Source organism: Caulobacter sp. 10L414, from assembly GCF_056395525.1.
In genome coordinates this window covers 76,164-102,650 of the sequence record NZ_JBFTJR010000002.1, presented here as the reverse complement: position 1 = coordinate 102,650, position 26,487 = coordinate 76,164, and the positions used below count along the sequence as shown (strand labels likewise).

Here is a 26,487-nt window from a genome sequence, read left to right as displayed (position 1 = left end):
CCCCTTGCGGGAGAGGGTGGCCTCCGAAGGAGGTCGGGTGAGGGGTCGAAAGCCCGATCCGCCGCGACAGGCCCGATCGGCTAGGTAGGGACGGGTCGTTTTTGAGAGACCCCTCATCCGTCGGCTTCGCCGCCACCTTCTCCCGCAAGGGGAGAAGGATACTGAGATCGCCCCTCGCAATCGGCCAGCTTCGACTTAACTAGACACCAGCGCCGCGGAACCGTGTACCTGTGCGGCGTCCAGAAAGCCCCGGAGTCGTCATGTCGCTGAGAGTCGCCGTCCAGATGGATCCCGTCCTGGGGATCAACATCGACACCGACACCACCTTCCTGATGATGATGGAGGCCAAGATCCGCGGCCATAAGCTGTGGTTCTACACGCCCGACAAGCTCTCGCTCGAGGACGGCCGCGTCTTCGCCCGCGCTCAGCCGCTGGAGGTGTTCGCGGAAAAGGGCGCCCACGCCAAGCTCGGCGAGACCGTGCTGCTCGACATGAAGGACGACGTCGACGTGGTGCTGATGCGCCAGGATCCGCCGTTCGACATGGCCTACATCACCGCCACGCATTTTCTCGAGAAGGTGCACCCCCACACCCTGGTGGTGAACAATCCGGCCGAGGTGCGCAACGCGCCCGAGAAGCTGTTCGTCACCGACTTCCCGGGCGTGCAGCCGCCGACCCTGATCACCTCGGACCACGAGGCGATCTACGACTTCCGCGCCCGCCACGGCGACATCGTGCTGAAGCCCCTCTACGGCGGCGGCGGCTCGGGCGTGGCCCGTCTGCTGGCGGACGATCCCAATCTCGACGCCCTCCTGGAACTGCACGCCATGATCGGCCGCGAGCAGGTAATCGCCCAGAAGTTCGTCCCGGCCGTGAGCAAGGGCGACAAGCGCGTGCTGCTGGTCGACGGCGAGCCGGTGGGCGCCATCAACCGCGTGCCGGCCGCCGGCCAGGTGCGCTCGAACCTGCGCGTCGGCGGCCGCGCCGAGGCCGTCGAGCTGACCGCCCGCGACAAGGAGCTGTGCGCCATCATCGGCCCGGAGCTGAAGAAGCGCGGCCTGCTGTTCGTCGGCATCGACGTGATCGGCGACTACCTGACCGAGATCAACGTCACCTCGCCCACCGGGGCCCAGCAGCTCAAGCGGTTCAGCGGCATCGACGCCGCCGCGGTGCTCTGGGATCGGATCGAAACCATCCGATCAACCCCTGCGTGAGGAAGTGGCCATAGACGACTGAATCGTCACACTTTCCCGAAACGTTCGTTTTTCGTTCTTGCTCCGAACCGACAACCATGCTTGGCTTGTGGATAAGTCGAACGTTTTTCGGGGGAGAACGATGGCGGCCAAGGTCGTCACGGTGGCGTTCGAGGGCGTCGAGGCGCGCCGCGTCGACGTCGAGGTGCAGCTGACCGGCGGCAATATCGCCTTCGCCGTGGTCGGCCTGGCCGACAAGGCCGTGGCCGAGAGCCGCGAGCGGGTGCGCGGCGCCTTCGCGGGTCTGGGCCTGTCGATGCCCGGCAAGCGCATCGTCGCCAACCTGGCGCCCGCCGACCTGCCCAAGGAGGGCACGCACTTCGACCTGCCCATCGCCCTGGCGGTGCTGGGCGTCATGGGCGTGATCCCGCCCGACGCGCTGGACGGCTGGGCGGCCATGGGCGAGCTCTCGCTGGACGGCCGCATCGTCGCCTGCGCCGGCGCCCTGCCCGCGGCCATGGCCGCCGGGGCCATGGACCTGGGCCTGATCTGCCCCGAGGCCTGCGGGCCCGAGGCTGCCTGGGCCGGCGGCACGCGGATCCTGGCGCCCCGCTCGCTGGTGGCGCTGATCAACCACTTCCGCGGCAGCCAGGTCCTGGGCCCGCCCGTCCCCGGCCCGGTGATCGAGGGCGAGCGCGTCAGGGACCTGCGCGACGTCAAGGGCCAGGAACAGGGCAAGCGGGCGCTGGAGATCGCCGCGGCCGGCGGCCACAACCTGCTGTTCGTCGGCCCGCCGGGGTCGGGCAAGTCGATGCTGGCCCAGCGCCTGCCGGGGCTGCTGCCGCCGCTGACCTCGCAGGAACTGCTGGAGACCTCGATGGTCCATTCGGTGGCCGGGCTGATCGCGAGGGGCGCGCTGACCAGGGCCCGGCCGTTCCGCAGCCCGCACCACAGCGCCAGCATGGCCGCACTCACCGGCTGTTAATTTTCAAAGATAATGAGAATTATCAGAGAAAATGAGAGTGTGGGATGTCGGTTTTCGCAGCTGGCTGGATTCTATGCGAACATGTGGGGCCTGGTCCTCTTCCAGTGAAAACTTCGACGGTTGACGCTAATTGGCTGGACAGTTGTCACATTCGCTAACACCGGCAAAACAAGTGCACAGGCTCTCGTGATGATCCGAGCGCCGACGTCGACAGCTAGACCTCCGAGCCGCTTGTGAGATGTTCCTATGATGGCCAACCGGTTTCACGATCGACCTCATTCCAGGGAAGCGCCGGCGCACGTCACGGCTGCTGTTACGGATGTTCGCTCAGGCGATCCGAAACGCTAACTGCGAAGCTTGCTAACTGCCCTGCTCTGTCGATCTCGCTAGGGTCCCGCTGGCGTTCGGTGGAGCCCAGACCCTCTATCTCCGGCTAACCCGGATGACTTTTCGAGATCCGCCTGCCGGATGCGCGCCTCTCTGCTCCAGGCCTCGGGGCTGCTCTTCGTGAGGCCAGCGCATCGGTAGGCCTCTGTCAAGGAGCCGAACCGGTGAATGAAGAGCGCTGGCGGCGGGGACTCCGTGGCCCTGATCAGGCGTGCGGTGACATAGCCGTGGCGGGCGTGCAGTCGGCGCAAGTGGTCGAGAAGTTCATCGTCGGAGTATTGGCCATCGACGGTCGGCCACCGGGGAACAGTAACTCTCCGAGGCGGCAAGGCAGCCCGCCGGGCCGAGGTCCGGGCCATGCCGCGTCGCTTGAACTCGACGTAATCATACGGCACGCCCGCCAGCCGATAGGCGTTTGAGAGGTTTCCGAAGTGGTACCGGTAGAGGAAAGCGGAAGGTAAAGAGGGATCGGCGTTGAGCATGGCCTCGCTTAGGTGGCCCTCTCGCTCGTACACCGCACGGAGAACCGCCAGCATTTCTTCCTTGGCGACCAGCCCTTGCATCCGCGGACGCCGCCGCCAGCGCTCATTCTGGTACCCGAGGGCATCGTAAGCCGCCTGGAGCGATCCAAACAGCCTACACAGGGTTTGCTGACTTGGCGTGTAGGGGCAGCGATCGATCAGATCGCCAGTCAAGTACCCCTTCGCTTTGAGCAGTCGGGCCACTGCGGCGACAGCTTCGGCCCTCGGTAGCCGGCGGCGGGAGATACGCATCCGCTGTGCTGCACGATCGAACAGCGCCCGGCTGATCACGGGCTCCAACACCTTGGTCCGGATCCAGGCTTCAGGGGGATTTAGCCGCCGACGTCCTTTAAGCGGCTGGCTGGTGCGATTGAACACGTAAGTGCCGATCAACAACTCGTTCGTCAGGATGTTCCGTACTCGCAGCGCGGTCCAGGTGCCGCCGCCGGCCGTCGGCACGCCGGTTTCGTCCAGCCGCCGGGCGATGGCGACCAGGCTCATGCAGTCGGTACCGTACCAGCGGAAGATTTCCCGAATGACGGCTATTTCTTCGCTGGCGCCAACGGCCCAAACGACGCGCTGGTTGTTGAGAGCCTTGGTTTGACCTGGCTCCAGCTTCTGCACCGGATGGCCATGCTCGTCGACGAGGACGCGCTCAAATCCGTACCGTCGGTTGCCGCCTAGCTTGTGGCCCATCCGCGCCTGTAGAAGTTGGGCATACAAGACCTTTTCTGAGAGTTCGCGACTAAATTCGGCGGCCTGAACGCGCTTGATCTGCTTGAGAAGCGCCATAACCGGCGAACCATCGTTCTGGAAAATTTCCCGGCAAAAGACGACCGGCGCGCCCGCCTCGCAGCACAGAAACTCATACGCGGCGGCTTGATCGGTATTCTGGAAGCGCCCCCATCGGCTCACGTCCAGCACCAAAACTCGTTTAAACTGGCACGCTGGTTTCATGACGTCCGCAATCAGGGCCTGAAGCCCAGGGCGTTCCCGCAGCGTGAGTCCGCTTTCGCCGGGGTCGGTGTAGGTCTTGACGATGATGAAGCCGTGTTCAGCGGCATAGGCCGCGATGGCGCGAGCTTGGTTGCGTATCGAGTAGTCCTGATGGTCTTTCGACATGCGCAGGTATTGCGCCACCGGGATCGGCGACGGCGTGAGACCGGACATGGTTCACCTCCACGCCCCCACGGTGCCAAGGCATCCTAGCATTGCGGTCAGCGCATACGACGCGCAAACATTCGCCGTCTACACCCTAGCGTGCCTCCAAGAACCTTTGCATGATCAGAGCTATATGGCGTGGCATCAGCGCCATTCTATCGGGGCAAGAATGCAAGCGCCTTTTGAAATGACGGACGGCCTGTCCAAGCTAAAAGCAATCATAGCCGACTTTCCGACGGATAGCCGTCATTGGAACGAAGCGCAGAATAGGTTTCAGTTCATTGATCGGCTGATGATCGAGTGTCTGGGTTGGGAACACCCCAACATGGAAGTCGAACGGCGTGACGATGATGGCGGTAAGGCCGACTACGTCCTGGGAGTGCCCCCGAGGGCAGTCCTGGAAGCTAAGCGGGAGGCCGTCAAATTTGAGTTCTTACCATCTGGAAGGCCTGCGACTGTTCGCAGACTTCGGCCGCTGATCGAAGCGTGCCCCAATCTCAAGTCTGCGGTTCTACAAGTTATCAGTTACTGCTCTCTTTTAGGCGCGCAGACGGCCATAGTTTGCAACGGGCCGCAAATAGTCATCTTTCAATCAATTGCTATAGGCCACTCACCAATTGACGGTGAGTGTTACGTGTTTAACGGGTTTGACGAGTACATCTCGAACTTCGCACTTCTATGGTCACTAATTTCTCCAGAAGGCATCACGGAGAACCGCGCCTATCGCCAACTGGCCATCCATAGAAATCCGCGAATTCCCGCCAAGGCTTCGAATTCTATTACAGAGCCTTTCAAATATAGATATAGAAGCCCTTTTCAAGAGAACCTCCGGGGCTTGGCACTTACTTTGCTGGAAGATATCACTTCCCATCCAGCGGTACGAAGTGACTTTTACAAAGAATGCTACGTACCCATCGAGGCAAACAATAGACACCTGCTACTAAGTAAGAACATCATTGCGGCGCGCTACAAGCGCGCCTCCGATAGCGGCGTATCGCCATCGGCGATCGGCCTTCCAGTAGTTAGCGGCAAGCTACTTGTAGATGAGACCATCTTGGCAGAGGCGGCGGGGTCTCGGCCCATCGTGGTACTTGGAGATGTAGGGGTTGGGAAGACTTCGTTCTTTGAAAACCTATTTGAGCAAATCGAAGAAAAATATAAAGAAGACACATTTTTCATACATATAAATCTTGGCGTGAAGGCCACAATGACCGACGATATAAAGGCGTTCGTCATTGATGAAATTGCTCGGGTTTTAAAGGACGACTTTCAAACTGACATCCACAGCGGCGCGTTTGTAGATGCCGTATATCACTCGGCGCTAACATCATTCGATGGCAGCGTCGAGGGTCGACTGAAAGAAATAGACCGTATTGCATATGAGAAGGCTAAGATTGAATTTCTCAGGGAGAAGATCTCCCAGAAAGACAATCACATACAAGCTTCCCTTGGGCACATCACCCACGGGCGCGGAAAGCAAATCATAGTTATTATCGACAATGCCGACCAAAGAAGTTTCGAAACGCAGCAGAAGGCATTTCTCATAGCGCAGGAGCTAGCCGCCACGCGAAATCTAGTTGTGTTCGTAGCGTTACGCCCAAGCACATTCTATCAATCAAAAACGACCGGAGCCCTCTCAGGCTACCAGAACAAAATTTTAACAATATCACCACCACCCGCCGACGAGGTGCTTAGAAGACGAATATCATTCGCCGTCAATGTTGCTGAGGGACGCATCGCCCCCTCTGCGCTCACCAACATTCGCCTGAACCTTAGTAGCATTGTCTTCTTCCTGAGAGCTACGCTGCGGGCTATCCGTAGCAACGAGAAGATACGCGCCTTCCTGAGCAATATTGCAGGTGGAAATACGCGCTTAGTCGTTGAACTCATTACGGGCTTCTGCGGAAGCCCAAACGTTGAGAGCGAGCGCATTGTCAAAATTGAAGAAGAAGAGGGAAGCTACCAAATTCCGCTGCACGAGTTCACGAAACACGCGCTGCTTGGCGAGTATGCCTATTACAATGCGCAGTCATCTCTTGTAGCATGCAACGTATTCGATATATCTCTTGCTGATCCAAGAGAGCATTTTTTAGCGCCCTTGATTGTAAGCTATCTCTCGTCCTCAGTCGGCACCAAAGACAATGACGGCTTTGTTTCTGGATCGCATATTATTGAGGAGATGAAAGGCAGCGGATTTATCGAAGATCAAGTACGCCATAGCCTTAAACGGCTGGCGTTGAAACGCCTCATCGAGACTCCACATGCTCATTACAGGGAGATAAAGGTTCCCGAAGGCGAGCTCCCGGATAGCTTTTACTTTCGATCGACCTCAATCGGCATATACCATGTGCGCTTCTGGATGGGATCGTTCGCGTTCCTCGACGCGATGTGTACTGACACGCCGATATTCGACCTTGCGACACGAGAAGTTATATCGACAAGAGCGGGCTCTCTAGAGATTGGAGATCGCCTCAAGCGAGCAGAATCATTTAGAGAGTATCTCGAAAGTCAATGGACATCAGCAAATATCACTAGGCCATACCTGGATCTTGTGAGCGTATTCAACTCTCAAGACGACAGCTTTTCATCGGTTAGAAGAGCTGTAGAAGGAAAGAAGACTAGACATAGGAAATATCGCCCCGGCTCCAGATGGTCTAGTTAGAAATCGCCTTTTAGACATGAAATTTTCTAACCTGTCTGCGCGTTAAACCGATGCGTAACGCTAGGTTCTCATGGTTTCAAATAGAGGTTCGGATGGCCTCCTGCTTATTCAAGCGATCAGCTCTAGGGCGTGGGGGTCACCGGTCGTACGACCGGCTACCGATTTGAATGCCCCCAACACCTACCAGTTGGCCTTGAGGGGGTCCTAGGGCTGCAAGGAGGCCAGTTCCGAGCGAGCCCAATGGGCAGGCGGCAAGGCCAAGCCATTCGGCGCAGAGGCCAATGGTCGCCGCAAGGCCGCCAGCTTCGCGCAGCAACAGCGTCTCGGGTGAGGTATACGCGGCTTGGGCCTTTGCCAGGTCCCCGACCAAGCGCAAGGAGCAGCCGCTCCTGTGGCCCAGAAGCGCCGCCACATCCAGATCGTTCGCCGTCGCCAGACCGGGCGCGTCGATGACGTGCAGGCGATGATCAGTCGGCTCGTAAAGGGCGACAAGCTGATGGTCGCTGTTGATGAGCAGGACTCTGACGCAATGCAGTCCGCCGGCGGTCGGGTAGGGGCGATGTTCAGTAGCTATTCCCGCGCGCCCCACGCCGGTGGGAGTCGGCGCCATGACATACCAAAGAAGGTCGGCGACCTCATGGATGTGAACTGGACCGCCGATCGACGAATGGCGGGTCTGCAGGACGTCAAGGAAGGACCGCTCCGGCGGGAGGGTTGGTTCCGGCAGCGACAAGATGCGGTTTGCGCGGGGCCAGGCATCTGACCACGCGCCCGGTTCGCTAAGTGGAGCAGGCTCTTCAGTGAGCATCCCAGCCAAGGGCTTCCCAGGTCTTATAATGCTTGATGCAGCCGCGGCATTGCCCGCAGGCCAGATTGCCCGTGTGGCACGAGTGCGCCCAGGCCAGCACCTCGCGGGGAATGCCCGACGTGGTGACAAGCTCGACGGCGTCCAGCGCGATCGCCGGCGCCTCGACGGTCAGGCCACCCTCCTGCATCGCCATCAGGCCCGAAATCCGCTCGATGAACTCCGGGCGGCCGTCGGCATGCTCCCCGTCGGTGCGCAGGGCGCCAATCGCCAAGCTCTTTGCCCCCAGCTTGATCGCGAACATCCCGGCGAGGGTCAGCAGCAATTGATTGCGAAACGGCCACCACTCCGGAACCGGAGCGACGGAAGAGGCTGGTGTTCCGGCCATGTCGCCAGAGCCCAAGGGCGAGCAATCGACTTTTATGGCCCGGTGCTCGATGCCCATGGCCGCGCATGCCGCTGTGCCGGCGTCAAATTCAGCCTGGGCGGCGCGCTGGCCGTAGTCGATGAAGATTGCGACATCAGGTCGGCGCCACCAAGCCACGCTGATGGAGTCCATGCCGCCAGACATGAGGATGGCTCGCATGTCAGGGCAGCTTCCAGACGGCGCGGTAGAGCGCCGATGCGAAGTCGTCCGTGATCTCGCAGCCGGTGCCCTCGATCATCTTCAGGTCTTCTTCTTTCACGTTCTGCGCCAGCGCCATGACAGGGATACCCTTCTTGATCGCATACCCGACTTCGAAGATCGTGCCGGGGTCCAGGCCGTTGAGGATGGCGAAGACGACGTTGCTGGCCTCTAGGCCGGCGATGTCCTTGGGAGCGACATAGCTGGCGGGTCCGGGGCCGACCTCGTGGACGGGCGAAAAGACAGATGCGCCAAGAGCGGTGAGCAGGCTGAGGCTTTCCTCGACGAGCCAGCGTTGCCCGATATCGAAGAAGGGGCTGGCAAGATAGATCGTGCCGTCGCCTGGCTTGATCGGGGCAAACTGCAGTGCTTGCAGCGCGCCTACGGCCGGGGCGGGCAGGTAGCGGGTGTTGACATAGTTGGCCGTCGCTCGCGAGGCCAGGTCCGCGGCTTGGTCGGGCGCCATGCCCTGGCAGCCCCATAGCGCGGCGAAGGTCGCCGAAAAGACGTCGCCCGATCCGACCTTCCACACATATTGGGTCTCGTAGGCAGGGATGGTGTGCTCTCCCGAGGCAGTCAGGACGACGGCGCCATGGCTGCCCTTCTTGAGCACGATCACCTCGGCGCCTTCGGATTCCAGCAGGCTTCGGGCTGCCAACATCGGATCATCGATGCCGGTCATGGCGTGGACTTCAGTGCGATTTAAGACGAGCGCTAGGCGCTTTGCTTTGGAGCCATTTTCTGAGAAGGGGCGCGGATCGAAGGCTGATTGGGGATCGTACACCGCAACCCCGGCATCGATGATGGCGTCCCCTTCCATCATGCCGTAGCGCAGGACGACGTCGCCCTTGACGGTGATGGTGGGCGCTTGAGCGATCTGGGATGGAGGTGGGTAGATCGAGGGCCTCGCCAACGGGTGCAAGTAGCTGAAGCTGACGAACTGGGTTGCGGGGTGTGCCTTCAGGGTCGCGCCGCAGCGTGTTGCGAGATCCTCAACCGTGGCCTGGGCTTCCGTTGCGACATAGGTGACAAGTTCCACCGGGCCATCGACGAGTGTTTCCACCGCGTGGGCGGCTCGGCCGGCGGAGCCGAAGACCGCATCCCAGGCGGGCTCGATGCAGGTCTCGCCGTAGACGCCGCCAACAATTGTCAGGCCATGGGTCACTGCGGGTCTACCGTGACCTGGTAGACGCCGCCGGCGATGTTTGTGATCGTGGCCAGATAGCGCGCTCCGCTATCGATGCATTTGATTATGTTCAGGTAGCCGTTGAATGTCAGGGAGCCTGCTTCGGTCCCGGCGATCGTCTTGACCGCCAAAACCGGCGATCGGCCGGTTCTGTCGACGGAGACGCTGAGGGTGTCCCCGATCTTTGACCCGCCCAGAACGGCAGCCTTGGGGCTGTTGATCGGTCCCTTGTATGAGATCGAGCAAGGATCGATGGGGCCGCCGCCAGAGCCTAGCCCGCCGCCGCCACCGCTCCCTGAACCGCCGCCGCTGAAGTAGCCGTCGCTGCGGCCTCCGCCTGATCCTGACATTGCTGCTCGCCCCAACTTAAGAGGGGCAAAGCTTCGCCATTGCAATTTGAGGTGTCAATGAGGGAGGTCAGCAGCTTGCGATCCATGGATCGCATGGTGTGCCACATCACCGCGTCCACGACTGACGCGCGCACGCCCCCGGCCGAGCAAAAGTCCAGGAAGCGACTTTCCAGATCCAGATAGTGGCGGGCCGGATCAGAACCGTTCGGGAAGACGGCCATGTGCTCGCAGGCGCGGATGATGTGGACGTCCAGGATCGCCACCGCGTCGCTGGCGCGCCGATTCCTCACGATCCACGAGGCGGTCTTCGGCCCGATCCCTGGCAGTCCGCACAGCGCGTCGCGGAACTCAACGTCGGTCAGGCTCGTCTCGTCGATGTCGTCCAGGCCAACTAGGGCGCCGGCCAGGTACTTCGCCCTTTGCCGGGCGAAGCGATAGCGCACGGGCCTCCCCTTCACGATGAGGGGCTCAAGCAACAACGCCTCCAGCCGCCCTTGTGACAGGTGACCGGAGTCCTGGTCTGCAAGGGCGTCCAAAATCCGGGCAGACGCCGCCAGGCCCACTTCCGCCGGGGCGCCGTGCCCCCCGAGAAGGCACGTAACGACTTCTTCCCGCAGAGATTGGGTCAGCGTGAAATCAATCTCGCCGCCGTCGTCCTGCATCCACGACTGACTGACCCAGAAGGCGGGCGAGAGGATGTGTTCGAAGGCGCCCCACTGGATGCCGGGCATGATCTCAGCTTCGGGGCCTGGCAGGTCCAGAAAGCGATAGTGACCGTCGATGCCGGCGATGACCTGTTGCATGGTTGATCCATTCCATGTAATGCATGGAATATTATGTAATTTGTGCATGCGAGTCAATGACTTCGGTCGATCTGGTCGATGCAATTCTCGCCCGTATGGTGGCGGACGACGTAAGCCGGAGCGCCCTGGCTCGCGCGTGCGGGCTGTCACAGCCGCACATCAGTCGCGTTTTGAATAAGCAATTGAAACCCGGGCCAAAAACCCAGATTAAGTTGACGAGCTGGCTTAATGGACCAGGCGTTCAGCCCCCCTTGGAGGGGCCTGCGCCGTCGATCGCCGACCTTCAGCGATTGGTGAAAAGAATGGGCGGGAAGTCACCCGAGCGCCGCATGCAAATCATGCATTTTCTGCGGTTGCTGGACGCGGTGGCGGGCGATGGCTGATTGCCCGCCACCCATTGTCCTCCATCAAGTCAGGCGCAGATTGGCTGACGAACTAGGACTGCCGCGCGATGCTCAACCTCGGCCTCTCGTTGCTCACTTTCGCCATCGTGGTCGTCGGTGAGTGCTGGTGGATGGACCATCGGGGTGCTGCAGCTTCCCCTCCGAGCCGGCCGGGTCGGAAGATCAGACTTCGCTAGCCGCAATCGCCACGGTGGTCGCGCTTAGCGATACGGCGTCTTGCTCCAGCGACCACAACAGCCACGGCGCCTGTTCAGGTCATTCCGAGCTTTGATTGTGCAGGCTGACCAACACAATCACGGCGAAGTTTAGAAATCGCACAACTTTGCCGACTACCGATTGGCCCAGCGCCGTGGCCTCGTATGAGGACGCGGCCGGCGGCCACGGTGATGAGTAAGCCATGCGTACAAAGGCTCAGGCGCAGCTCTCGTTGAGCGCCTTTCCCAAGGACGGCTTGATTTGGCAGGTCGTTGGCCACGGCAAGATCAGGGCACCGACCGAAGTTGACGAGGCTGCTTGCGAGGTAAGCCTGGCCGAGGCTGGCTGGGACAAGGTGTCCTGGCAGCCGCCAGCGGCGGCGCGGACCTGCTCGATCTGGATTGGATTGGGTCAGCTGCCGCTTACGCCGGTGGGGAGCCTCTGGCGCGACGGCACCTATCTAGAGCAGGCCCCTAGCAAGGCCAGCCGCGTCGAAGTTGTCGGCACCTCGAAAAAGTGGTCGGATCTGCCGCTGGGGCGGACTGCCGCCTATCAGCTTTCGCCTACGGCTCCGTGGACACCAGCCTACCCGCTGGCCGAAGAAGCGGCCGCGCCGCTCTTTCTGGTCATGACCGGCGATGGCGGGATGCTGTGGGTCCCGGCTATCGAGGTGGCCAGGGCGACGTTCGGTGTAACGAGCCAATGGCTGAGGTTGATGATCGAAGGCGGCATGGACATCTGGCCCGACCTGCGGGGGCGGATCATCGATCCTAAGCGATCGGGACGCTATGGCGAGGCCGGCAGATCTCTGAGGGTTTGGGCCTATCGAGGCCTGGACGACCTGGACGTGCTCGCCGCCGCGCGAATCTGCGCTGAACATGGCCTGCGCTATAGCTTCAACCAGGTCTGCGAAAGTTTGCGGCGCAACGGCTTTGGACGTGGCCCCACCCATGTGCGCATACCGTTCCCGTTCGCTAGGCCAAGCACATGGACGGTCGAAACACGTTGGGTGGGGGTCCGGGCAGCCGATGGCCAGCTCAAGAAGCGCCACCTGGTCACGCGGATTTTGCACATAGAATACGATCTTGGCCTGGATCATGTTCGTGTTTTCCACCCCGGCCGGGTCGAGTCCGACGAGGGGGAGGTTCCGCTCGATACAAGCTCCCAGCGGCTGCGCCTGCGCGCCCAGGGCGACATCAGCCAGGACGTTCAGGTGATCACCGGCCAGGCGAGCTGGGCGGCGCTGGGCGTCATGCAGAAGACCTCGCTCAATCAGCGAGCGTCTGGGGGCTGGACCATCGAGCATATCCCTGTCGAGCCCGAAGAGTTGGGCGCGGGGAAAACCGCGATCGTGCCGGTCGATGGCCCGATCCGCGCGGCTACGACGGCCGGACACGGCCCCAAGTCGGAGCGACGCGGTCGCCTGGCCATCAAGCTCAACATAAAGGACAAGGTGCAGGCCAAGATGGACGTCTCCCGCCCGCCTCCGGCTCGCATAGCCTCCACGATCGCCGCGCTTGAGAAGCTGTCGGTGGACTTGCGACGTGAGCTAGAGATCGTCGCGCCGAAGGAGGGGCCCGGTAGCGATCGTATCGACGGGCTTTGGCGATATCCGACGGACAGCGGCGCCGGCGTCCTGCACTGGGCGACCACCAGGGAGGGGCGCCAGCGCCGCGCCCTGGTCGCGCGTCTGCGGGGCGATCGGGGCTGGATCTACTTCTTTGAGGCCGAGCACTTGGAAATCGAAAGCGCTGAGCCAGGCAGCGGGCCGTCATCGGTCATCGGCCAGGACGGCTATTCGGCGCTCTGTGTCCTCTCCTACCCTGGAGGGGATCTGATGTCGGCCGACATGATCGGTGATCTGCTGCGTGTGAACGCCCTATCCCGGGGCGTGTGGCGGCGGCCGGGCTTGGCGCTGCCAATGACGACCGTGCGTAGGGCCAATGCTTGGCTTCACGATCACGGTTCTTACGCTCGGGCGATCAAGCGGGCTATCGGCCGGCTGGAAGGCAATCCTGCGGCGGCGGACCCTAGCTAGTCGTCGAGCTGGCGCAGGCCAAGATCTTCGGCGAATTCCTCAAACCGCGCCCGCGCATCGGCCTTGAAGATCGCCGTCACCGCCTGGCAGTCCCCCACCCATCGACGCAGGGTCTCCTTGGTCGCTGTAGCGCCGGTATTGCGAAGATAGGCCAGGACCGCGGCGATCTCCGCGTCACTGGGCTTGTAAAAGCCATGGCTCAAATGGTCAGCGACGACGCGTTCGATCGCGTAGGGTGGGTTCAACTCGTCGCGCAGCAGCCAGCTTCGCCATACCCGCGCTTCCTTGCAGGTTTGGACGAGGCGACTGGGCCATTGTTTGAGCACGGCCGCCACTAGGTCCAGAAGCCGGTGGCGCTCTGCCACGCCAAGGTGCTCCAGCGACTGGCCTTTGGTATAGGGGTAGGGCGACGGATCGCCACCGTAGTGCTTGACCACGGCTTTGCGTAAAGCGTCCGAGCGCGGATTAAAGGCCAAGCTCTTGGCGATGATCCTCAGGCTGCCGAAGTAAAGGTGGCTCCAGCTAAAGATGCTGGTGCCCAGATGCCCCCAGCCCCGCTCCAGGATCGAAAGGGTCCGGGTCTGCAGCTCTAAAGCCCGCCGGCTGGCCATCGGCGCGGTGGCCTGACGAAGGTCCCATCCACATCGTGGGCAGATATGCAGCGCTGGCGCGCGGTGAGGCTCCAATGTTCCGCCACAGCCATCGCACCGGTCAAGAAGCCGGCGGACGTGCGCAGGGCAGCACGTTACGAAACCAAGACGCCAGGCTCGCTTGAAATAGCCCGTCTCTTCCAGGCAGCCAGGGCAGTATTGCAGCCCGGCCAAGCGCCTGATCCGGTGGCGGACGCCGACATGCAGCACCCAATCGTTCCTGCCACCCGGAACGTAGTGTTCGACAAGATATCCGTCATAGGCCGCCAGCGTCGTGGCCCAGGCGCGCGTGACGGGCGTTAGGGTTTTGGCGGCCATCACGCCGACGATGCGGGGATCGGCGAAGTTGTCGATGTCGCGTGTCAGGAGGGGCGGGGTCGAGCGCCACGTCATATGGGCCAAGGTATAGGGCTTGAGCCCTAAGCCATGGGCGATGCGCAGGAACCAGGACGAAAGCAGCTCGTCTGGGCGAGGCGCGGGGCAATAGGGCCAGGGGCGCGATCTAGCCGGGTCAGGGCTTTGCTTCCAGGCCTGGAAGACCGCCTCGACCTCGTCGATCATCTGACTGACCGAACGAGCGCTTCGGTGATGCGCTCCTCGCCGCTGTCGACCGCGGCCAGGGCCGCGTCATAGAGGAGGTTGGAAAGCTCGCCGATGATGCCGCCCTTGGAAAGGGTGTAAAGACGCTCGCAAAGCGATGGATCGGTCAGGTCGCTGGGGCGGCGCAAGGGGATCAGCTTGCCATAGGCCCGCAAGATCTTGCGCCACTCGTTGTCTAGTTTCATGGGCTCGAGATGGATCCGATTAAAGCGCCGGTCGAGCTGATCTTCCTTATGAAAGACCTGGTCGACGCCAGCGGTGCCCGCCGCGACGATCGGCACGCCGGTTTCGTTGGTGAGGTTCTTGATCAGGACGTTGAAGTGCAACCGCTTGTCGAACCGGCCCGACAGCGCGTTGTGAAACTCGTCCATCAGCACCACCTTCACACCGCACCGGGCGATCGACTGGCGGACCATCAATTCCTTTTGGGCCACGCTGATGGAGGGCGAGGGCCTCATCCCAAATTCCAGCAGGATGTTGTTGTAGAGCTTAGTCTCGTCCCCCGCTGGCGGGGTCTGAATTCGGATCGCCGGCAGCACTATCCAGTCGCCAGCCCCATCAAACGCTTCGCTTTCCACCCGCTTGGCGTTCTCGGCGCGAACGCGGGTCTCCCAGCGTTCCAGGATGGTCGACTTGCCCAGGCCGGACTCCCCGTAAATGAGCAGATTGCGCGGCCGGATCGAGGGCGGGGTGATCAAGTAGCGGTTCAGGATCGCAAAGATGTTGTCGGCCGCCTTGTGGCCGATCCACAGACCGCGCCAGCGGGCGATAATCCGCTCCTCGACAGGTAGGTCAACGAGCGCGCGGGCCTTAGGGTGAAGGTGATCGAGCCCTTCGATGAGGGGGGCGGCCGTGGTTTCAACTGAGTCCATCAGATGTCCAGATCATCATAGTCGTCGTCGGGTTCGACGAGCGGCGCGGCCGGCGTGAGCGAAAAGGCCCGGCTTGTCGGCTCGTGCGGCGCGGGCCTATCGCGAGCGATGGGCGTCGTCGCGGCCGGCGACGTTGGGGCCGCAGCGGCGATGACGGCCTTCTCTCTCGCGATGGCGGTATTTTGGCTGAGACGGCGCTGGTTGTCCCGCTGGGCTTTGCGGGTAAGCTTTTGGGCTTCCTCCAGGAGGGCGAGGCGTTTGCGCCGCTCATTATAGGCGTCGAAAATCGTCAGCTCCGTATAAGCCTTGATACCCTTGGCCTTCAGGTCTGCACGTACCGCGCGCAACTCCCAAATACTCATGGGCGGGCCTTCGGCATGCCGATAGGGCACGGTCAGATAGCGCTTGTTGTCGGGGTCCCAGATGTAGGTCCGGCTGATGTCACGGGGGTCCCTGCGTACTGTGAAGGTGCTCCCCCTTTCACGGGCGTGGCGGTGCCGCATCGCCACCAGCTCGTCGGAGTCGTATTTGATCAGGTCCCACACCACGCCATAGGCTTGGAGGGTCAGCATCTTGAAGGGCAGCAGCTCGATGCGAAGCTGCTCTAGATTGTTGGGCTCCTCAGGGAGTTCGCGAATCTGAACGCCATTTTCGAAGAAGCATGAGCGCCACTTCTGCAGGGGCGTCAGGCCGCCGAGCGAGGAGTGCGGCGTGTTCATGTACTCGTTCAGCACGCTGAGCAGATAGAGTTCCATCTCCTGCAGGGTGAGGCTAGCGGTCTTGGCGCTGTCGCGGGTTTTGCGTTCCTGAACGTTCGCCCCTGTGGCCCCCGGCATTGATTTGACCTTCTTGGCCAAGGTGCCGAAGAAGCGCTCGATATGGGCACCGAACTGGGGGCGCTTGACCGGTCTGTTGAGGAGTTCGCGATCCTCCTGCGCCAGAAAGCGGCGAAGCATCGTGCCGCGAAATTCCTTGGCGTTGTCGGCCATGATGATCTGAGGCAGGCCCCAAACCGGCCAGACCATGTCCACGCCCAGTACCTTGAGCCACGCCTCCTTGCGGGTAATGGCGTGAAAGATGGCTGCGCCGGCGACGCCGGCGGACGGAGGGTCGAGCGTCAGAACAAAGCCGGTGGGCATGAAGGTGTGGGTGCAGATGGATAGCGCTAGCCAGGGTCGGCCAATCGGGAGCCGATAGATGTCGTCGACGATCTCGGCGTCGTAGGGCCAATAGTCGATCTGCACGCAGGAGAGCGGAGCCGTGCCGAAGGGGAACTTGCCCATCAAGGATGCTTTGGCATCCCGCGCCGCGCGCTTCCCTTGGCGTCGCTCGATCGCGTGGATAGGGTCTACCTCGGCAATGTGCCTATAAAGCGTGACCATGCCCGGCGCGGCCAGCTGGGCGTCCGCAAAGGCGGGCAGCACGAAGTCGTTGTAGACCTCCACGACATTCCGCTGGCGGCGATTGAGATATTCCTTGTCGATGATATGCGCCAGCAGGGCCTTGCGCTCATCGCCCAGCCGGCTCTGTCCTTGCCCGCCGGGCCGTTTGCCGGGCAACAGGCTCACCGGATCACCGTTCCATTGTTCCAGGCGGCGATAGATCGTCGCCGGGCTGGTCGCCAACTTGTCGGCGACCGCGGCGACAAAGGCCGCCCGCTCGCCACGCTCCACGCTCTTTTCCAGAAGCGGCTTAAGCGTATCGTGCCATCGATATGCCGTTTCAATTTCGTCCGGGCTGCAATCGTCATAATGGCGCTTAGGCGCGCTGAAGACGGGTTCGTGGTCGATTTCCTGGGCCGTGACGACCCGCGTCTGGCCGCTCTCAAACCGGACAATGAAGCAGTCGAAGTCGAGGATCTTTACGAACCTGCCGGCGCGTCCGCCTACAGAGACCTCTTCGCCGACGCGGAAATTAGCCGGTTTCAATCGCCGCCTCCTCTTCAGCCAGCTTTGCCCACCATCGCATGGCCGTCATATCGCTGACCGGGACGTCCAGGTCGGCCACCAAGTAGCCCATGCCCAACATGTGGAAGAGCGCCTGCTGGGCGGTGTCCCGCAAAAGGCCATCTGCGATCAGCAGCTTTTTGACTTCACCGAAGGAGCGGCTGGCGACGCCTGGATAGGTGAGGATGGCGCGCACGGTGGAGATGATGTCCTGCGACAGTGGCCGCCGCATCGCGGGACCAAGTAGCGCGGCGTTTGCCTGCCGGGCACAGTTTATAGTTCGATCGGTCACGACCCTGAAGCCGACGCCCTCGGCGGCAAAGTGCTGTCTGGCGGCCCGATACTTTGGGGCTAAGTCCGCGTAGTCCCGCTTGAGGATCTGGTAGGGCTTGATCTCGAACACGACCTGCTGCTTGCCGAATGGCTGGCGCGCATCTTCCCACCAGGTCGCCAGGATGTCGGGCGTGTAGCGCCGACGGCGCCCGTCCACGACCAGATCAAGTGTGACCGGCTGCGTCGCCAGCGCCTCAATCCCTGTGTCGATTTCCAACATGATCAGGAAGTCGCGCTCCAGCTTCGACTCGTAGTGAAGCTGCCGAGCGGGAAAGCGCGTCGGGAGGGAGCCGGTGATCGACCGATGGCTTGGCGGGATGATCCGAGTCACTGCCCGTCTCCAATCTCGTCGCACTTTCTTCGATAAAATAGCATTCTGTCTCGCTTTCTTTGAAAATTATTTGTGGGCGCTTCGGGCTGCGGAGGGGGAACAAACTGAGATTTCATCTCACTATCTCTGAAAGTTCACACCGGCGGGGGCTTGCGCGCCAAGCCCGGCGAGGTGTCGCTGGCCCACAACGGCGTGCTGTTCCTCGACGAGTTGCCCGAGTTCGGCGTCCAGGCGCTCGACAGCCTGCGCGCGCCGCTGGAGACCGGCGAGGTGATGGTCGCCCGCGCCAACGCCCACATCCGCTATCCGGCCCGGGTGCAGCTGGTGGCGGCGATGAACCCCTGCCGCTGCGGCCATGGCGGGGCCGGGCGCGGCGCCTGCGGCAAGGCCCCGCGCTGCATCCGCGACTACCAGGGGCGGGTGTCGGGGCCGCTGATGGACCGCATCGACCTGGCCGTCGACATGCCCGCCGTCACCGCCGCCGACCTGGCTTTGCCCGCCGCCAGCGAGGGCTCGGCCGAGGTCGCCGCCCGCGTCGCGGCCGCCCGGCGCCTGCAGGCCGATCGCGCCGAAGACCTGATGCCGGGAACCGCCGAGACGCTGAACGGCCGGGCCGAGGGCGAACTGCTCGAACGCATCTGCGCCCTCGACGATGCCGGCCGCGCCCTGCTGGCCGAGGCCGCCGAAGCCGGCCGCATCAGCGCCCGCGGCTGGACCCGCACCCTGCGCCTCTCACGCACCATCGCCGACCTGGAAGGCGCCGGATCGGTCAAGCGGGTGCACGTCGCCGAAGCCCTGGCGCACCGGCGGACCAGTACGGCCGGGGAGATGGAAGGAACCTTGTGAAACCTCTCCCGTGGGGAGAGGGAGGGGCCCGCCGCGAAGCGGTGGGAGGGTGAGGGCGTACGCCGTCGGCGGTCCCGCCACCCTTGGTCCATGGCCTCTCCAGAAAGGGCGAAACCCCTCACCCTCCCAGGCTGTCGCCTGGGCCCCTCCCTCTCCCAACGGGAGAGGTGGAGTTTGGCGCGACCTCCACCGCCCGTTAAGTCGTGGCTGATAGAGTTGACGCCATGACCAAGACCCGCGACGCCGTCTCCGCCGAGCAGTTGGCCACCCTGAGCCACGAGTTCCGCACGCCCCTGAACGGGGTGCTGGGCATGGCGCGTCTGCTGGAGAACACCCGCCTGACCGCCGAGCAGCGCTCCTACGTCGCCGCCCTGCGCGAGAGCGGCGACCACCTGCTCTCCCTGGTCAACGACGTGCTCGACTTCGCGCGCCTGGGCGCCACGGCGCTGGAGCTGCACCTGGCGCCCGTAAGCCCCGAGGACCTGCTGCGCCAGGTGGCCGAACTGATGAGCCCGCGCGCCCACGAGAAGGGGATCGAGATCGCCTGGGCGGTCGAGCGCGGCCTGCCGCCGCTGCTGGCCGACGAGGGCCGCCTGCGCCAGGTGCTGCTGAACTTCGCCGGCAACGCGGTGAAGTTCACCGAAAAGGGCGGCGTGCTGATCACCGCCCGCGACGCCGGAAACGGCCGCGTGCGGTTCTCGGTCGCCGACACCGGACCGGGCGTGGCGCCCGAGGCGCGCGAGAAGATCTTCGAGGCCTTCGTCCAGACCGATCCCTCGCATCAGGCCCAGCTGGGCGGCGCAGGGCTGGGCCTGGCCATCGTCGCCCGCCTGGCCGCCGCCATGGACGGCGAGGCCGGCGTCGCGGAAAACCCCGGCGGCGGCGCCGACTTCTGGTTCGAGGCCCCGTTCGAGCGCCATCACCAAGCCCCGGCCGCCCCGCCGCTGGAAGGCCGGTTCGTCGCCGTCGTCTCGCCCAACCCCGTGGTCCGGGAAGCCGTCGGCGCCCAGGCCATCGCCAGCGGCGCCTGGGTCAGGAACCTCGCAGGCCTCGACAAGGTCGAGACCCTGCCGGCCCAGACCGTGCTGCTGGTCGACGCGGCCCTGGCCGGCCCCGACCGCCCGCTGGCCGCGCCGGCCGGCCGCGCCGCCGTGGCCCTGCTCACCCCCGACCAGCGCGACCTGATCCCCAACCTCTCCAAGGCCGGTTTCTCGGGCTACCTGATCAAGCCGCTGCGCCGCGCTTCGCTGGTCACCCAGGTGCTGGCCGCCAAGCCGATCGACGCGGCGCTGGAGGCCCTGGTCACCCCGGCCGAGGCGCAGGACGACCGCATCGCCCCGGCCGCCGCCCCCGGCGCCCGCGTGCTGCTGGCCGAGGACAACCCGATCAACGCCCTCCTGGCCCGCACCCTGCTGGAGCGCGAGGGCTGCACGGTCGACCGCATCGCCAGCGGCGACGAGGCCGTGGCGGCCCTGTCGCGCGGAACCTACGATCTGGTCTTCATGGACCTGCGCATGCCCGGCCTGAACGGCCTGGAGGCCACCCGCGCCGTCCGCGCCAAGGGGGTCGACACCCCGATCCTGGCCCTGACCGCCGACGCCTTCGACGAGGATCGCCGCCAGTGCCTGAGCGCCGGCATGGACGACTTCCTGGTCAAGCCGCTGACGCCGGCCGCCCTGCGCGAGGCCCTTTCCCGCTGGACCGGCCCCGACCGCCCCCGCCGCTGGACGAACGACGCGACGCGCGCCAAGGTCGCCGGCTGACGGGACGGTCCCAGCCTCCCCGTTCACTTCGGGGAAGACCATGACCGAGCAGACCAAGAGCGAAGCAAGCGCTGCGCCCAAGAAGAGCCTGGCCGGCGCCCTGGCGGTGTTCGGCGAGCGCCGGGCCCTGGCCCTGCTGGGCTTGGGTTTCGCCTCGGGCCTGCCCTACATGCTGATCTTCGACACCCTGTCGCTGTGGCTGCGCGACTCGGGCCTGTCGCTGGCGGTGATCGGCTTCTTCAGCCTGGCCACCCTGTCGTTCTCGCTGAAGTTCCTGTGGGCGCCGCTGATCGACCGCACCAGGATCCCGGTGCTGCACGGCCTCCTGGGCCATCGCCGCGCCTGGATGCTGGTCTGCCAGGCCGGGATCATGCTGGGCCTGTGGACGATCTCGACGCTCAATCCCGCGACCAACCTCGGCCTGCTGGCCGCCCTGGCCGTGCTGACCGGCTTTCTCACCGCCAGCCAGGACATCGTCATCGACGCCTGGCGTATCGAGGTGGCCGACGCCGAGCGCCAGGGCCCCATGGCCGTGGCCGTGCAGTGGGGCTATCGCGGGGCCATGGTCATGGCCGGCGCCGTGCCGCTGATCCTGGCCGAAAGCTTCGGCTGGAACTTCTCCTACGCGATCATGGCCCTGGCCGTGCTGATCGGGGTCGGCGCCACACTGTGGGCCCCGCGCGAGGCGGCCCACACCATCCGCCCGATCCATACCGACGACGTCTCCCAGCCCCAGGTCCTGGTGGTGCTGGAATGGCTGGCACGCCTGGCGATCATCGCGTTCGGCGCCCTGATCCTGGGCTCTGGCCTGGCCGGCGACGCCGACCTCCTGTCCAAGATCGTCGGCGGCGAAACCCTGGCCGAGGCCTGGAAGGCCAAGCCCAACGGCGTCTGGCTGCAGCTTCTCGGCGCCCTGGCGGGCCTGGGCGTCATCGTGCTGGCCGCCTGGCCGATCCCCGGCCTGCGCACCAAGCCCGGCGTCTATCTGTCGACCGCCCTGGGCTCGCCGCTGAAGGAGTTCATGAACCGGTTCTCGGGCGTCGCCGGCCTGATCCTGGCGGCAATCTGCATCTACCGGGTCTCGGACTTCGTGCTCAACATCATGAACCCGTTCTACCGGGACATGGGCTTCTCGCTGACCGAGATCGCCGAGATCCGCAAGGTGTTCGGCATCATCGCCTCGATGATCGGCGTGTTCCTGGGCGGGGTGATCGTCGCCCGCTTCGGCCTGATGAAGGCCCTGATCATCGGCGCCTTCGCCCAGCCGATCAGCAACCTGGGCTTCGCGGTGCTGGCGGTCAGCGGCCACAGCGTGCCGATGCTGTTCACCAGCATCTGCCTGGACAACATCTGCGGCGGCATCGCCGGCACGGCGCTGATCGCCTACATGTCCAGCCTGACCACGGCGGGCTTCACGGCCACCCAGTACGCCCTGTTCTCGTCGCTCTACGCCCTGCCGGGCAAGCTGGTGGCCTCGCAGTCGGGCCGCATCGTCGAGGCCTCGGCCGCCGCCGCCGAGCACGGCGCGCTGGCCGGCCTGAAGGGCCTGTTCGCCCGCACCCCGCCCGAGACCTTCGCGGCGGCCGGCGCCAAGCTGGGCGTCAGCGGCCAGGCCATGGGCGCGGGCTATGTGGCCTTCTTCATCTACACCGCCCTGATCGGGGTGGCCGCGATCATCCTGTCGTTCCTGGTCGCCGCCCGCCAGCCCAAGGTGCAGGCGGCCAAGGCGGCGGCCGAAGCCGCCGCCTGATCCCTCACCCGCAGCTGCAGATCAGCGGATAGCTGGTCGTGTCGGCGATGGTGGTCATGCCGAAATAGTCGACCAGAACCGACTCGGCCGTGCAGAAGGCGCCCTCGACCCAGGCCTGGTCGTTGGAATAGGCCTCGCCGATGATGAACAGGTTGGCCGCCGTCGCCCCGGGCACGAGGCCCGTGGGCTGGCGGATACGCTGCATCACGTCGCAGATGTCGTAGTGCGCGGCCCAGGCGTGATAGCCGGCCCCGAACGGGTTCAACGAGAAGTCGTTGAAGATCGCCTCGACCGGCCAGGGGATCTGGTGGGCGGCGTTGGGATCGCCCCAGTGCACCTTGGCCAGCTCCAGCAGCACCATGCGGATCATGGTGTCGGTGGCCTTGCGCGGGCCGAACAGCACCTGGTGGTCCTGGTCGATCGGCACCTTGCGGCGCTCGGTGACGTCGACCTCCAGCTCCTGCCAGAACTGCACGTACTGCATGTCGTCATACGAGGCGAGGACGCCGTAGGCGGGGTTCTCCGCCCCGTCGCTGTTGTTCCCGAAGTAGTAGACCTGGCGCAGCGGGAGGTCGGTGATGGTCGGGCCGAAGGTGTTGGGCGCCCCGGTCAGGCTGGGCGGATAGGGCACGTCCGCATCGTTCCACCACGGGCGGTCGAAGAACAGCATCACCCGCATCGACGGCTGGCGGATCACCCCGTCGATATAGAGCTGCACGCCCTCGGCGTTGAGGATGTCGAGCGTGCCGTCGGGCATGTCGGCGTACTGGGTGGCCTCGGCCACCAGGTCCAGCGAGGCCGGCGGCATGGCCAGGAAAGCGTTCTGCGTTGTCTGCACCGCCCCGCCCTTGAACGGCGTCTCGGCCGACGCCAGGCGGTAGTTGACCGTCTCGCCCTCCAGCCAGATCGAGTGCAGGCGCGTGCGCTGGGTCAGGTCGAAGGTCACGCCCGAGGCCTGGGCGGCCTTGAGGGTCTGCTGATAGAGCTCGACGAAGACCTGGGAATAGCCACCGCTGAGGGTCTTGAAGGCCCCGCCGGGCGCGAACTCGCCGTTGTAGACGGCGGCGTTGGCGGCGTTCCAGTTGATGACGTTGGAGGTGTAGCCGCCGGCGTCGGCGGCGTACTCGTAGCCCTCGTTGCCGGCCTGGTCGTAGAAGACGTTCCAGTAGCCGATGTTACCGGCGATCGAGCCCGGCGGATAGACGAACGAGTTGAAGGTGTCGGGCAACCGGCCCGAGCCGTAGAAGGCGCACTGCTGGGAGCGGGTCGAGACCGGCGCGTTCCCGGTGATCAGGGCCGAGATGTTCGAGAACAGGGTGGCGGCCGGCTTCTCGTTGTTGCCGGGCGTGTTGTAGGGCGCGGGATGGGTCGCCAGGTCGTTCTGGTAGATGTGCTCCTCGCGCAGGAACAGCAGCGGATTGTCGGTGGTGTTGAAGTCGATGATCTTGCCGGCCAGGCCCAGCGCCTCGATCGTCAGGGTCACAAGCTGGTGGCCCTCGCTCTTGGCCGCGTCCCACTGGATGAAGCGCATGCCGCCGGCCTCGATGTAGGACTGGCGCGGATCGTCGTTGCAGAAGTGGGTGACGATGCGGCCCGCCGGCAGGCGCGTGCCCGAGCCCGGCCCGTCGAAGGCGTAGTCGCCCCACTCGTAAAGCTGGATCACATCGCCCGCGACGGCCTTGCCGCCGGTGACCAGCCGCCAGGCCGTGTAGAGGCCCGCCGGCCCCGCGCCGAAGATCGTGTAGGTCGTTCCCATGGCCGTCTCCCCCGTTCGGCCGCCAACGCGACCCTGACGTGCATCGCCGCCACTTCGCGCGACCGTCGAACGGGCGGCTGTGCGAAACCCGACAGGTAACGAAGAAAAACGGCAGCCATCTCCTCCCCCGCCTGCGGGGGAGGGGGACCGGCGAAGCCGGTGGAGGGGGCGGCCGCGCGCTCGGCGCTCTGCCCCTCGCCCCCTCCGTCACGGTGCGTATCCGCACCGCGCCACCTCCCCCGCTTGCGGGGGAGGATCAAAAGAAAAAGGCCCCGGATCGCTCCGGGGCCTTCGTCTTCAGTCCGGGTCGCCGGGATCAGTCGGCGACCGTGGCGGTATCGGTCGGGGCGGCGTGATGCTCGTCCGCGCCGTGCGACCACTTCTTGAGGAAGGGCGAGGCGATCAGGAACAGCACGCCGATCGCCGCGGCGATCAGGCCGATGACGTTGAACACCTGCAGCGAGGTGCGCAGCGCCGCTTCGGGGTCCAGCACCTGGCCGCCGACGGTTTCCACCGCCGTCAGGCCGGCGATGAAGCCGCCGACGTACTGGGCGATGGCCACGGCCATGAACCACACGGCCATGATGAACGACACCATCGAGGCCGGCGACAGCTTGGTCATCTGCGACAGGCCCACGGGCGACATGCACAGCTCGCCGGTGGTGTGCAGCATGTACATCAGCACCAGGAAGAACAGCGGCATGCGGAAGGCGCCGTCGGCGAAGGTCGAGCCCCACTGCAGCACCAGGAAGCCGAGGCCCACCTGCAGCAGCGCCAGGCCGAACTTCACGACGGGGTTCGGATCCTTGTCGCGGCGGCCCAGGAAGGTCCACAGCGCCGCGAAGACCGGAGCGAAGATCAGGATCCAGCCGGCGTTCAGGGCCTGGGTCTGGGCGGCGTTGAAGCTGGAATCGATCCACAGCGTCTTGGCCGGGTCGATGGCGGCGGCGGCGAGCTGGGCGGGCGTGGCGAAGGTCACCGCGCCGCCGAACCACTGCACGGGGGCCGAGGTCAGGTTGAGGTTGACGTTGGTGGCCGCGAACAGGTTCAGCGACGAGCCGGCCTGCTCGAACAGGGTCCAGAACACCACCGCGCCGAAGATCAGGAACAGGGCCAGGGCCAGGCGCTCGCGCTCGACCTTCTGCACCTTGGCGAACATGAACCACAGGACGTAGCCGATCGAGCCGATCATGCCGGCCACCAGGGTCACGCCGACGATGGCGCTGCGCTGGACCAGGAAGAACACGCCCAGCACGCCTACCAGCGACAGGGCGTAGATCACGTGCTCGCGGGTCAGCGGGCCGGCGACCTTCTCCTTCAGCTTCTTGGGCTCGGGCGCCTCGCCCTTGCCCAGCAGCCAGGGCTTGCCCAGCACGAAGACGACGAAGCCGGCCAGCATGCCCAGGCCCGCGAGGCCGAAGCCCGCCCACCAGCCGACCTTGATGCCCAGCAGGCCGCAGAGGATCGAGGCCCAGAACGAGCCGAGGTTGATGCCGTAGTAGTAGAGGGTGAAGCCCGGGTCGCGACGCGGATCGCCCTGCGGGTACAGCTGGCCGACGATGGTCGAGATGTTGGGCTTGAGGAAGCCGACGCCKACGATGATCAGCGACAGGGCCAGCCAGAAGATGTTCAGGTAGGTCGGATCACGACCCTCGACGCCCAGCTGGTACTGGCCCTTGGGCAGCACGGCGGGCAGCGGCGCGGCGGCCGGCAGGTCCTTGATCTCGAAGTCGCCGGCCTTGGTGGCCGAGACGTCGTAGGGCTTGCCCGCGACCACCAGCTTGGCGACCCGTTCACCGCCACGGCCCTCGGCCTGGAAGCTGTAGGTCTGGCCGGCATAGGTCAGGGTCTGGGTGGCGGGCTTGCCTTCCACCGCCATGGCCAGGTGGCCGGCGACCAGCAGGATGGCGCCGAAGGCCACGGCCTTGCGGGTGCCCAGCCACTTGTCGGCCAGGAAGCCGCCGATCAGCGGCAGCAGGTACACGAGGGAGGTATAGGAGCCGTAATGGCCGTTGGCGACCTTCGGGTCGAAAAGGAAGTGCTGCGTCAGATAGAAGATCAGGATGGCCCGCATGCCGTAGTAGGAGAACCGCTCCCACATCTCGGCGAAGAACAGGATGATCAGCCCCTTCGGGTGCTCCTTGATGAGCTGCAAAAAGACCGGCAGGCCCGTCACCAACGTGACGAGAATGCCGGCGACAACGACAATGCTATTCATTCTCGACCTTGACTATATTCAAGTCAGATAGGGCGACACCAACGGTCGTTTCGCCCTTCCCTCCCCGGTTCGCGGGGAGAAGATCACGCGGCTTTCCGTTTCACAAG

Annotated in this window: 18 protein-coding genes and 2 pseudogenes; 9 read left to right on the top strand and 11 right to left on the bottom strand. The window is 64.2% G+C overall.

The window, feature by feature from the left end:
* Positions 1-260 precede the first annotated feature (260 nt).
* Both gshB and AC1DCG_RS01255 read left to right on the top strand, forming a co-directional pair.
* On the top strand, positions 261-1,214 hold the full coding sequence (gene gshB, locus AC1DCG_RS01260; RefSeq protein ID WP_101716777.1) for a glutathione synthase: 954 nt from the start codon (positions 261-263) through the stop codon (positions 1,212-1,214).
* Between the two features lie 121 nt (positions 1,215-1,335).
* A pseudogene (locus tag AC1DCG_RS01255) lies at positions 1,336-2,172 on the top strand (ATP-binding protein); the annotation flags it as partial.
* Between the two features lie 392 nt (positions 2,173-2,564).
* Here AC1DCG_RS01255 and AC1DCG_RS01250 read toward each other — a convergent pair.
* On the bottom strand, positions 2,565-4,256 hold the full coding sequence (locus tag AC1DCG_RS01250; protein ID WP_477036741.1) for a recombinase family protein: 1,692 nt from the start codon (positions 4,254-4,256) through the stop codon (positions 2,565-2,567).
* A 316-nt stretch (positions 4,257-4,572) separates the two neighbouring features.
* On the opposite strand from AC1DCG_RS01250, the gene AC1DCG_RS01245 reads away from it, so the two are divergent.
* Together AC1DCG_RS01245 and AC1DCG_RS01240 are read left to right on the top strand one after the other, a co-directional pair.
* Complete coding sequence (locus tag AC1DCG_RS01245; RefSeq protein WP_477041344.1) at positions 4,573-6,909, top strand: P-loop NTPase fold protein; 2,337 nt, start codon at positions 4,573-4,575, stop codon at positions 6,907-6,909.
* 391 nt (positions 6,910-7,300) lie between these two features.
* A complete protein-coding gene (locus tag AC1DCG_RS01240; RefSeq protein ID WP_476869943.1) occupies positions 7,301-7,672 on the top strand; it encodes a hypothetical protein in 372 nt (123 codons plus the stop codon).
* A 34-nt stretch (positions 7,673-7,706) separates the two neighbouring features.
* Here AC1DCG_RS01240 and AC1DCG_RS01235 read toward each other — a convergent pair whose 3' ends face one another.
* The 4 genes from AC1DCG_RS01235 to AC1DCG_RS01220 all read right to left on the bottom strand — a co-directional run bounded on the left by AC1DCG_RS01235 (position 7,707) and on the right by AC1DCG_RS01220 (position 10,678).
* On the bottom strand, positions 7,707-8,300 hold the full coding sequence (locus AC1DCG_RS01235) for a 7-cyano-7-deazaguanine synthase (protein WP_477028337.1): 594 nt from the start codon (positions 8,298-8,300) through the stop codon (positions 7,707-7,709).
* A 1-nt stretch (position 8,301) separates the two neighbouring features.
* A complete protein-coding gene (locus AC1DCG_RS01230) occupies positions 8,302-9,504 on the bottom strand; it encodes a PfkB family carbohydrate kinase (RefSeq protein WP_477028338.1) in 1,203 nt (400 codons plus the stop codon).
* Complete coding sequence (locus tag AC1DCG_RS01225) at positions 9,501-9,656, bottom strand: hypothetical protein (protein ID WP_477028339.1); 156 nt, start codon at positions 9,654-9,656, stop codon at positions 9,501-9,503. Before AC1DCG_RS01225 ends, AC1DCG_RS01230 begins: the two co-directional genes overlap by 4 nt.
* A gap of 140 nt (positions 9,657-9,796) precedes the next feature.
* Positions 9,797-10,678 (bottom strand): 8-oxoguanine DNA glycosylase, encoded by an 882-nt coding sequence (locus AC1DCG_RS01220; protein ID WP_477028340.1) that lies wholly within the window; start codon positions 10,676-10,678, stop codon positions 9,797-9,799.
* A 56-nt stretch (positions 10,679-10,734) separates the two neighbouring features.
* Between AC1DCG_RS01220 and AC1DCG_RS01215 the strand changes: the two genes are divergently transcribed.
* Together AC1DCG_RS01215 and AC1DCG_RS01210 are read left to right on the top strand one after the other, a co-directional pair.
* Positions 10,735-11,061 (top strand): hypothetical protein, encoded by a 327-nt coding sequence (locus AC1DCG_RS01215; RefSeq protein WP_477028341.1) that lies wholly within the window; start codon positions 10,735-10,737, stop codon positions 11,059-11,061.
* 418 nt (positions 11,062-11,479) lie between these two features.
* Positions 11,480-13,315 carry a hypothetical protein gene (locus tag AC1DCG_RS01210; protein ID WP_477028342.1) on the top strand — a complete coding sequence of 612 codons (1,836 nt, stop codon included), beginning with the start codon at positions 11,480-11,482 and terminating at the stop codon, positions 13,313-13,315.
* Here AC1DCG_RS01210 and AC1DCG_RS01205 read toward each other — a convergent pair.
* Genes AC1DCG_RS01205 through AC1DCG_RS01190 form a run of 4 tightly spaced genes read right to left on the bottom strand, consistent with a single transcriptional unit; the run spans position 13,312 to position 18,047 of the window.
* A complete protein-coding gene (locus AC1DCG_RS01205; RefSeq protein ID WP_477028343.1) occupies positions 13,312-14,526 on the bottom strand; it encodes a TniQ family protein in 1,215 nt (404 codons plus the stop codon). The two genes, AC1DCG_RS01210 and AC1DCG_RS01205, sit on opposite strands and share 4 nt — an antisense overlap.
* Positions 14,523-15,437 (bottom strand): TniB family NTP-binding protein, encoded by a 915-nt coding sequence (locus AC1DCG_RS01200; RefSeq protein WP_477028344.1) that lies wholly within the window; start codon positions 15,435-15,437, stop codon positions 14,523-14,525. Before AC1DCG_RS01200 ends, AC1DCG_RS01205 begins: the two co-directional genes overlap by 4 nt.
* Complete coding sequence (locus AC1DCG_RS01195) at positions 15,437-17,365, bottom strand: Mu transposase C-terminal domain-containing protein (protein WP_477028345.1); 1,929 nt, start codon at positions 17,363-17,365, stop codon at positions 15,437-15,439. The genes AC1DCG_RS01200 and AC1DCG_RS01195 overlap by 1 nt, the downstream gene beginning before the upstream one ends.
* On the bottom strand, positions 17,352-18,047 hold the full coding sequence (locus AC1DCG_RS01190) for a TnsA endonuclease N-terminal domain-containing protein (RefSeq protein ID WP_477028346.1): 696 nt from the start codon (positions 18,045-18,047) through the stop codon (positions 17,352-17,354). The genes AC1DCG_RS01195 and AC1DCG_RS01190 overlap by 14 nt, the downstream gene beginning before the upstream one ends.
* A 132-nt stretch (positions 18,048-18,179) precedes the next feature.
* Here AC1DCG_RS01190 and AC1DCG_RS01185 point away from each other — a divergent pair.
* The 3 genes and pseudogenes from AC1DCG_RS01185 to AC1DCG_RS01175 all read left to right on the top strand — a co-directional run.
* Positions 18,180-18,893 (top strand): annotated as a pseudogene (locus tag AC1DCG_RS01185) (ATP-binding protein); the annotation flags it as partial.
* A gap of 224 nt (positions 18,894-19,117) precedes the next feature.
* Positions 19,118-20,656: a response regulator gene (locus tag AC1DCG_RS01180; protein ID WP_477028347.1), complete on the top strand. Its 1,539-nt coding sequence runs from the start codon at positions 19,118-19,120 to the stop codon at positions 20,654-20,656.
* A gap of 40 nt (positions 20,657-20,696) precedes the next feature.
* On the top strand, positions 20,697-22,406 hold the full coding sequence (locus tag AC1DCG_RS01175; protein ID WP_477028348.1) for an AmpG family muropeptide MFS transporter: 1,710 nt from the start codon (positions 20,697-20,699) through the stop codon (positions 22,404-22,406).
* Between the two features lie 4 nt (positions 22,407-22,410).
* Here the strand turns inward: AC1DCG_RS01175 and AC1DCG_RS01170 are convergent, their stop codons facing one another.
* On the bottom strand, positions 22,411-24,162 hold the full coding sequence (locus AC1DCG_RS01170) for a flavin monoamine oxidase family protein (protein ID WP_477028349.1): 1,752 nt from the start codon (positions 24,160-24,162) through the stop codon (positions 22,411-22,413).
* A gap of 316 nt (positions 24,163-24,478) precedes the next feature.
* On the bottom strand, positions 24,479-26,380 hold the full coding sequence (locus AC1DCG_RS01165) for a peptide MFS transporter (protein ID WP_477028350.1): 1,902 nt from the start codon (positions 26,378-26,380) through the stop codon (positions 24,479-24,481).
* Between the last annotated feature and the right edge of the window lie 107 nt (positions 26,381-26,487).

Coding starts and splice junctions, on each gene's coding strand:
- AC1DCG_RS01235 (WP_477028337.1), bottom strand. CDS start 8,300: ATGCGAGCCATCCTCATGTCTGGCGGCATGGACTCCATCAGCGTGGCT.
- AC1DCG_RS01215 (WP_477028341.1), top strand. CDS start 10,735: ATGACTTCGGTCGATCTGGTCGATGCAATTCTCGCCCGTATGGTGGCG.
- AC1DCG_RS01170 (WP_477028349.1), bottom strand. CDS start 24,162: ATGGGAACGACCTACACGATCTTCGGCGCGGGGCCGGCGGGCCTCTAC.
- AC1DCG_RS01175 (WP_477028348.1), top strand. CDS start 20,697: ATGACCGAGCAGACCAAGAGCGAAGCAAGCGCTGCGCCCAAGAAGAGC.
- AC1DCG_RS01250 (WP_477036741.1), bottom strand. CDS start 4,256: ATGTCCGGTCTCACGCCGTCGCCGATCCCGGTGGCGCAATACCTGCGC.
- AC1DCG_RS01220 (WP_477028340.1), bottom strand. CDS start 10,678: ATGCAACAGGTCATCGCCGGCATCGACGGTCACTATCGCTTTCTGGAC.
- AC1DCG_RS01180 (WP_477028347.1), top strand. CDS start 19,118: ATGACCAAGACCCGCGACGCCGTCTCCGCCGAGCAGTTGGCCACCCTG.
- AC1DCG_RS01210 (WP_477028342.1), top strand. CDS start 11,480: ATGCGTACAAAGGCTCAGGCGCAGCTCTCGTTGAGCGCCTTTCCCAAG.
- gshB (WP_101716777.1), top strand. CDS start 261: ATGTCGCTGAGAGTCGCCGTCCAGATGGATCCCGTCCTGGGGATCAAC.
- AC1DCG_RS01205 (WP_477028343.1), bottom strand. CDS start 14,526: ATGATCGACGAGGTCGAGGCGGTCTTCCAGGCCTGGAAGCAAAGCCCT.
- AC1DCG_RS01245 (WP_477041344.1), top strand. CDS start 4,573: ATGGAAGTCGAACGGCGTGACGATGATGGCGGTAAGGCCGACTACGTC.
- AC1DCG_RS01200 (WP_477028344.1), bottom strand. CDS start 15,437: ATGGACTCAGTTGAAACCACGGCCGCCCCCCTCATCGAAGGGCTCGAT.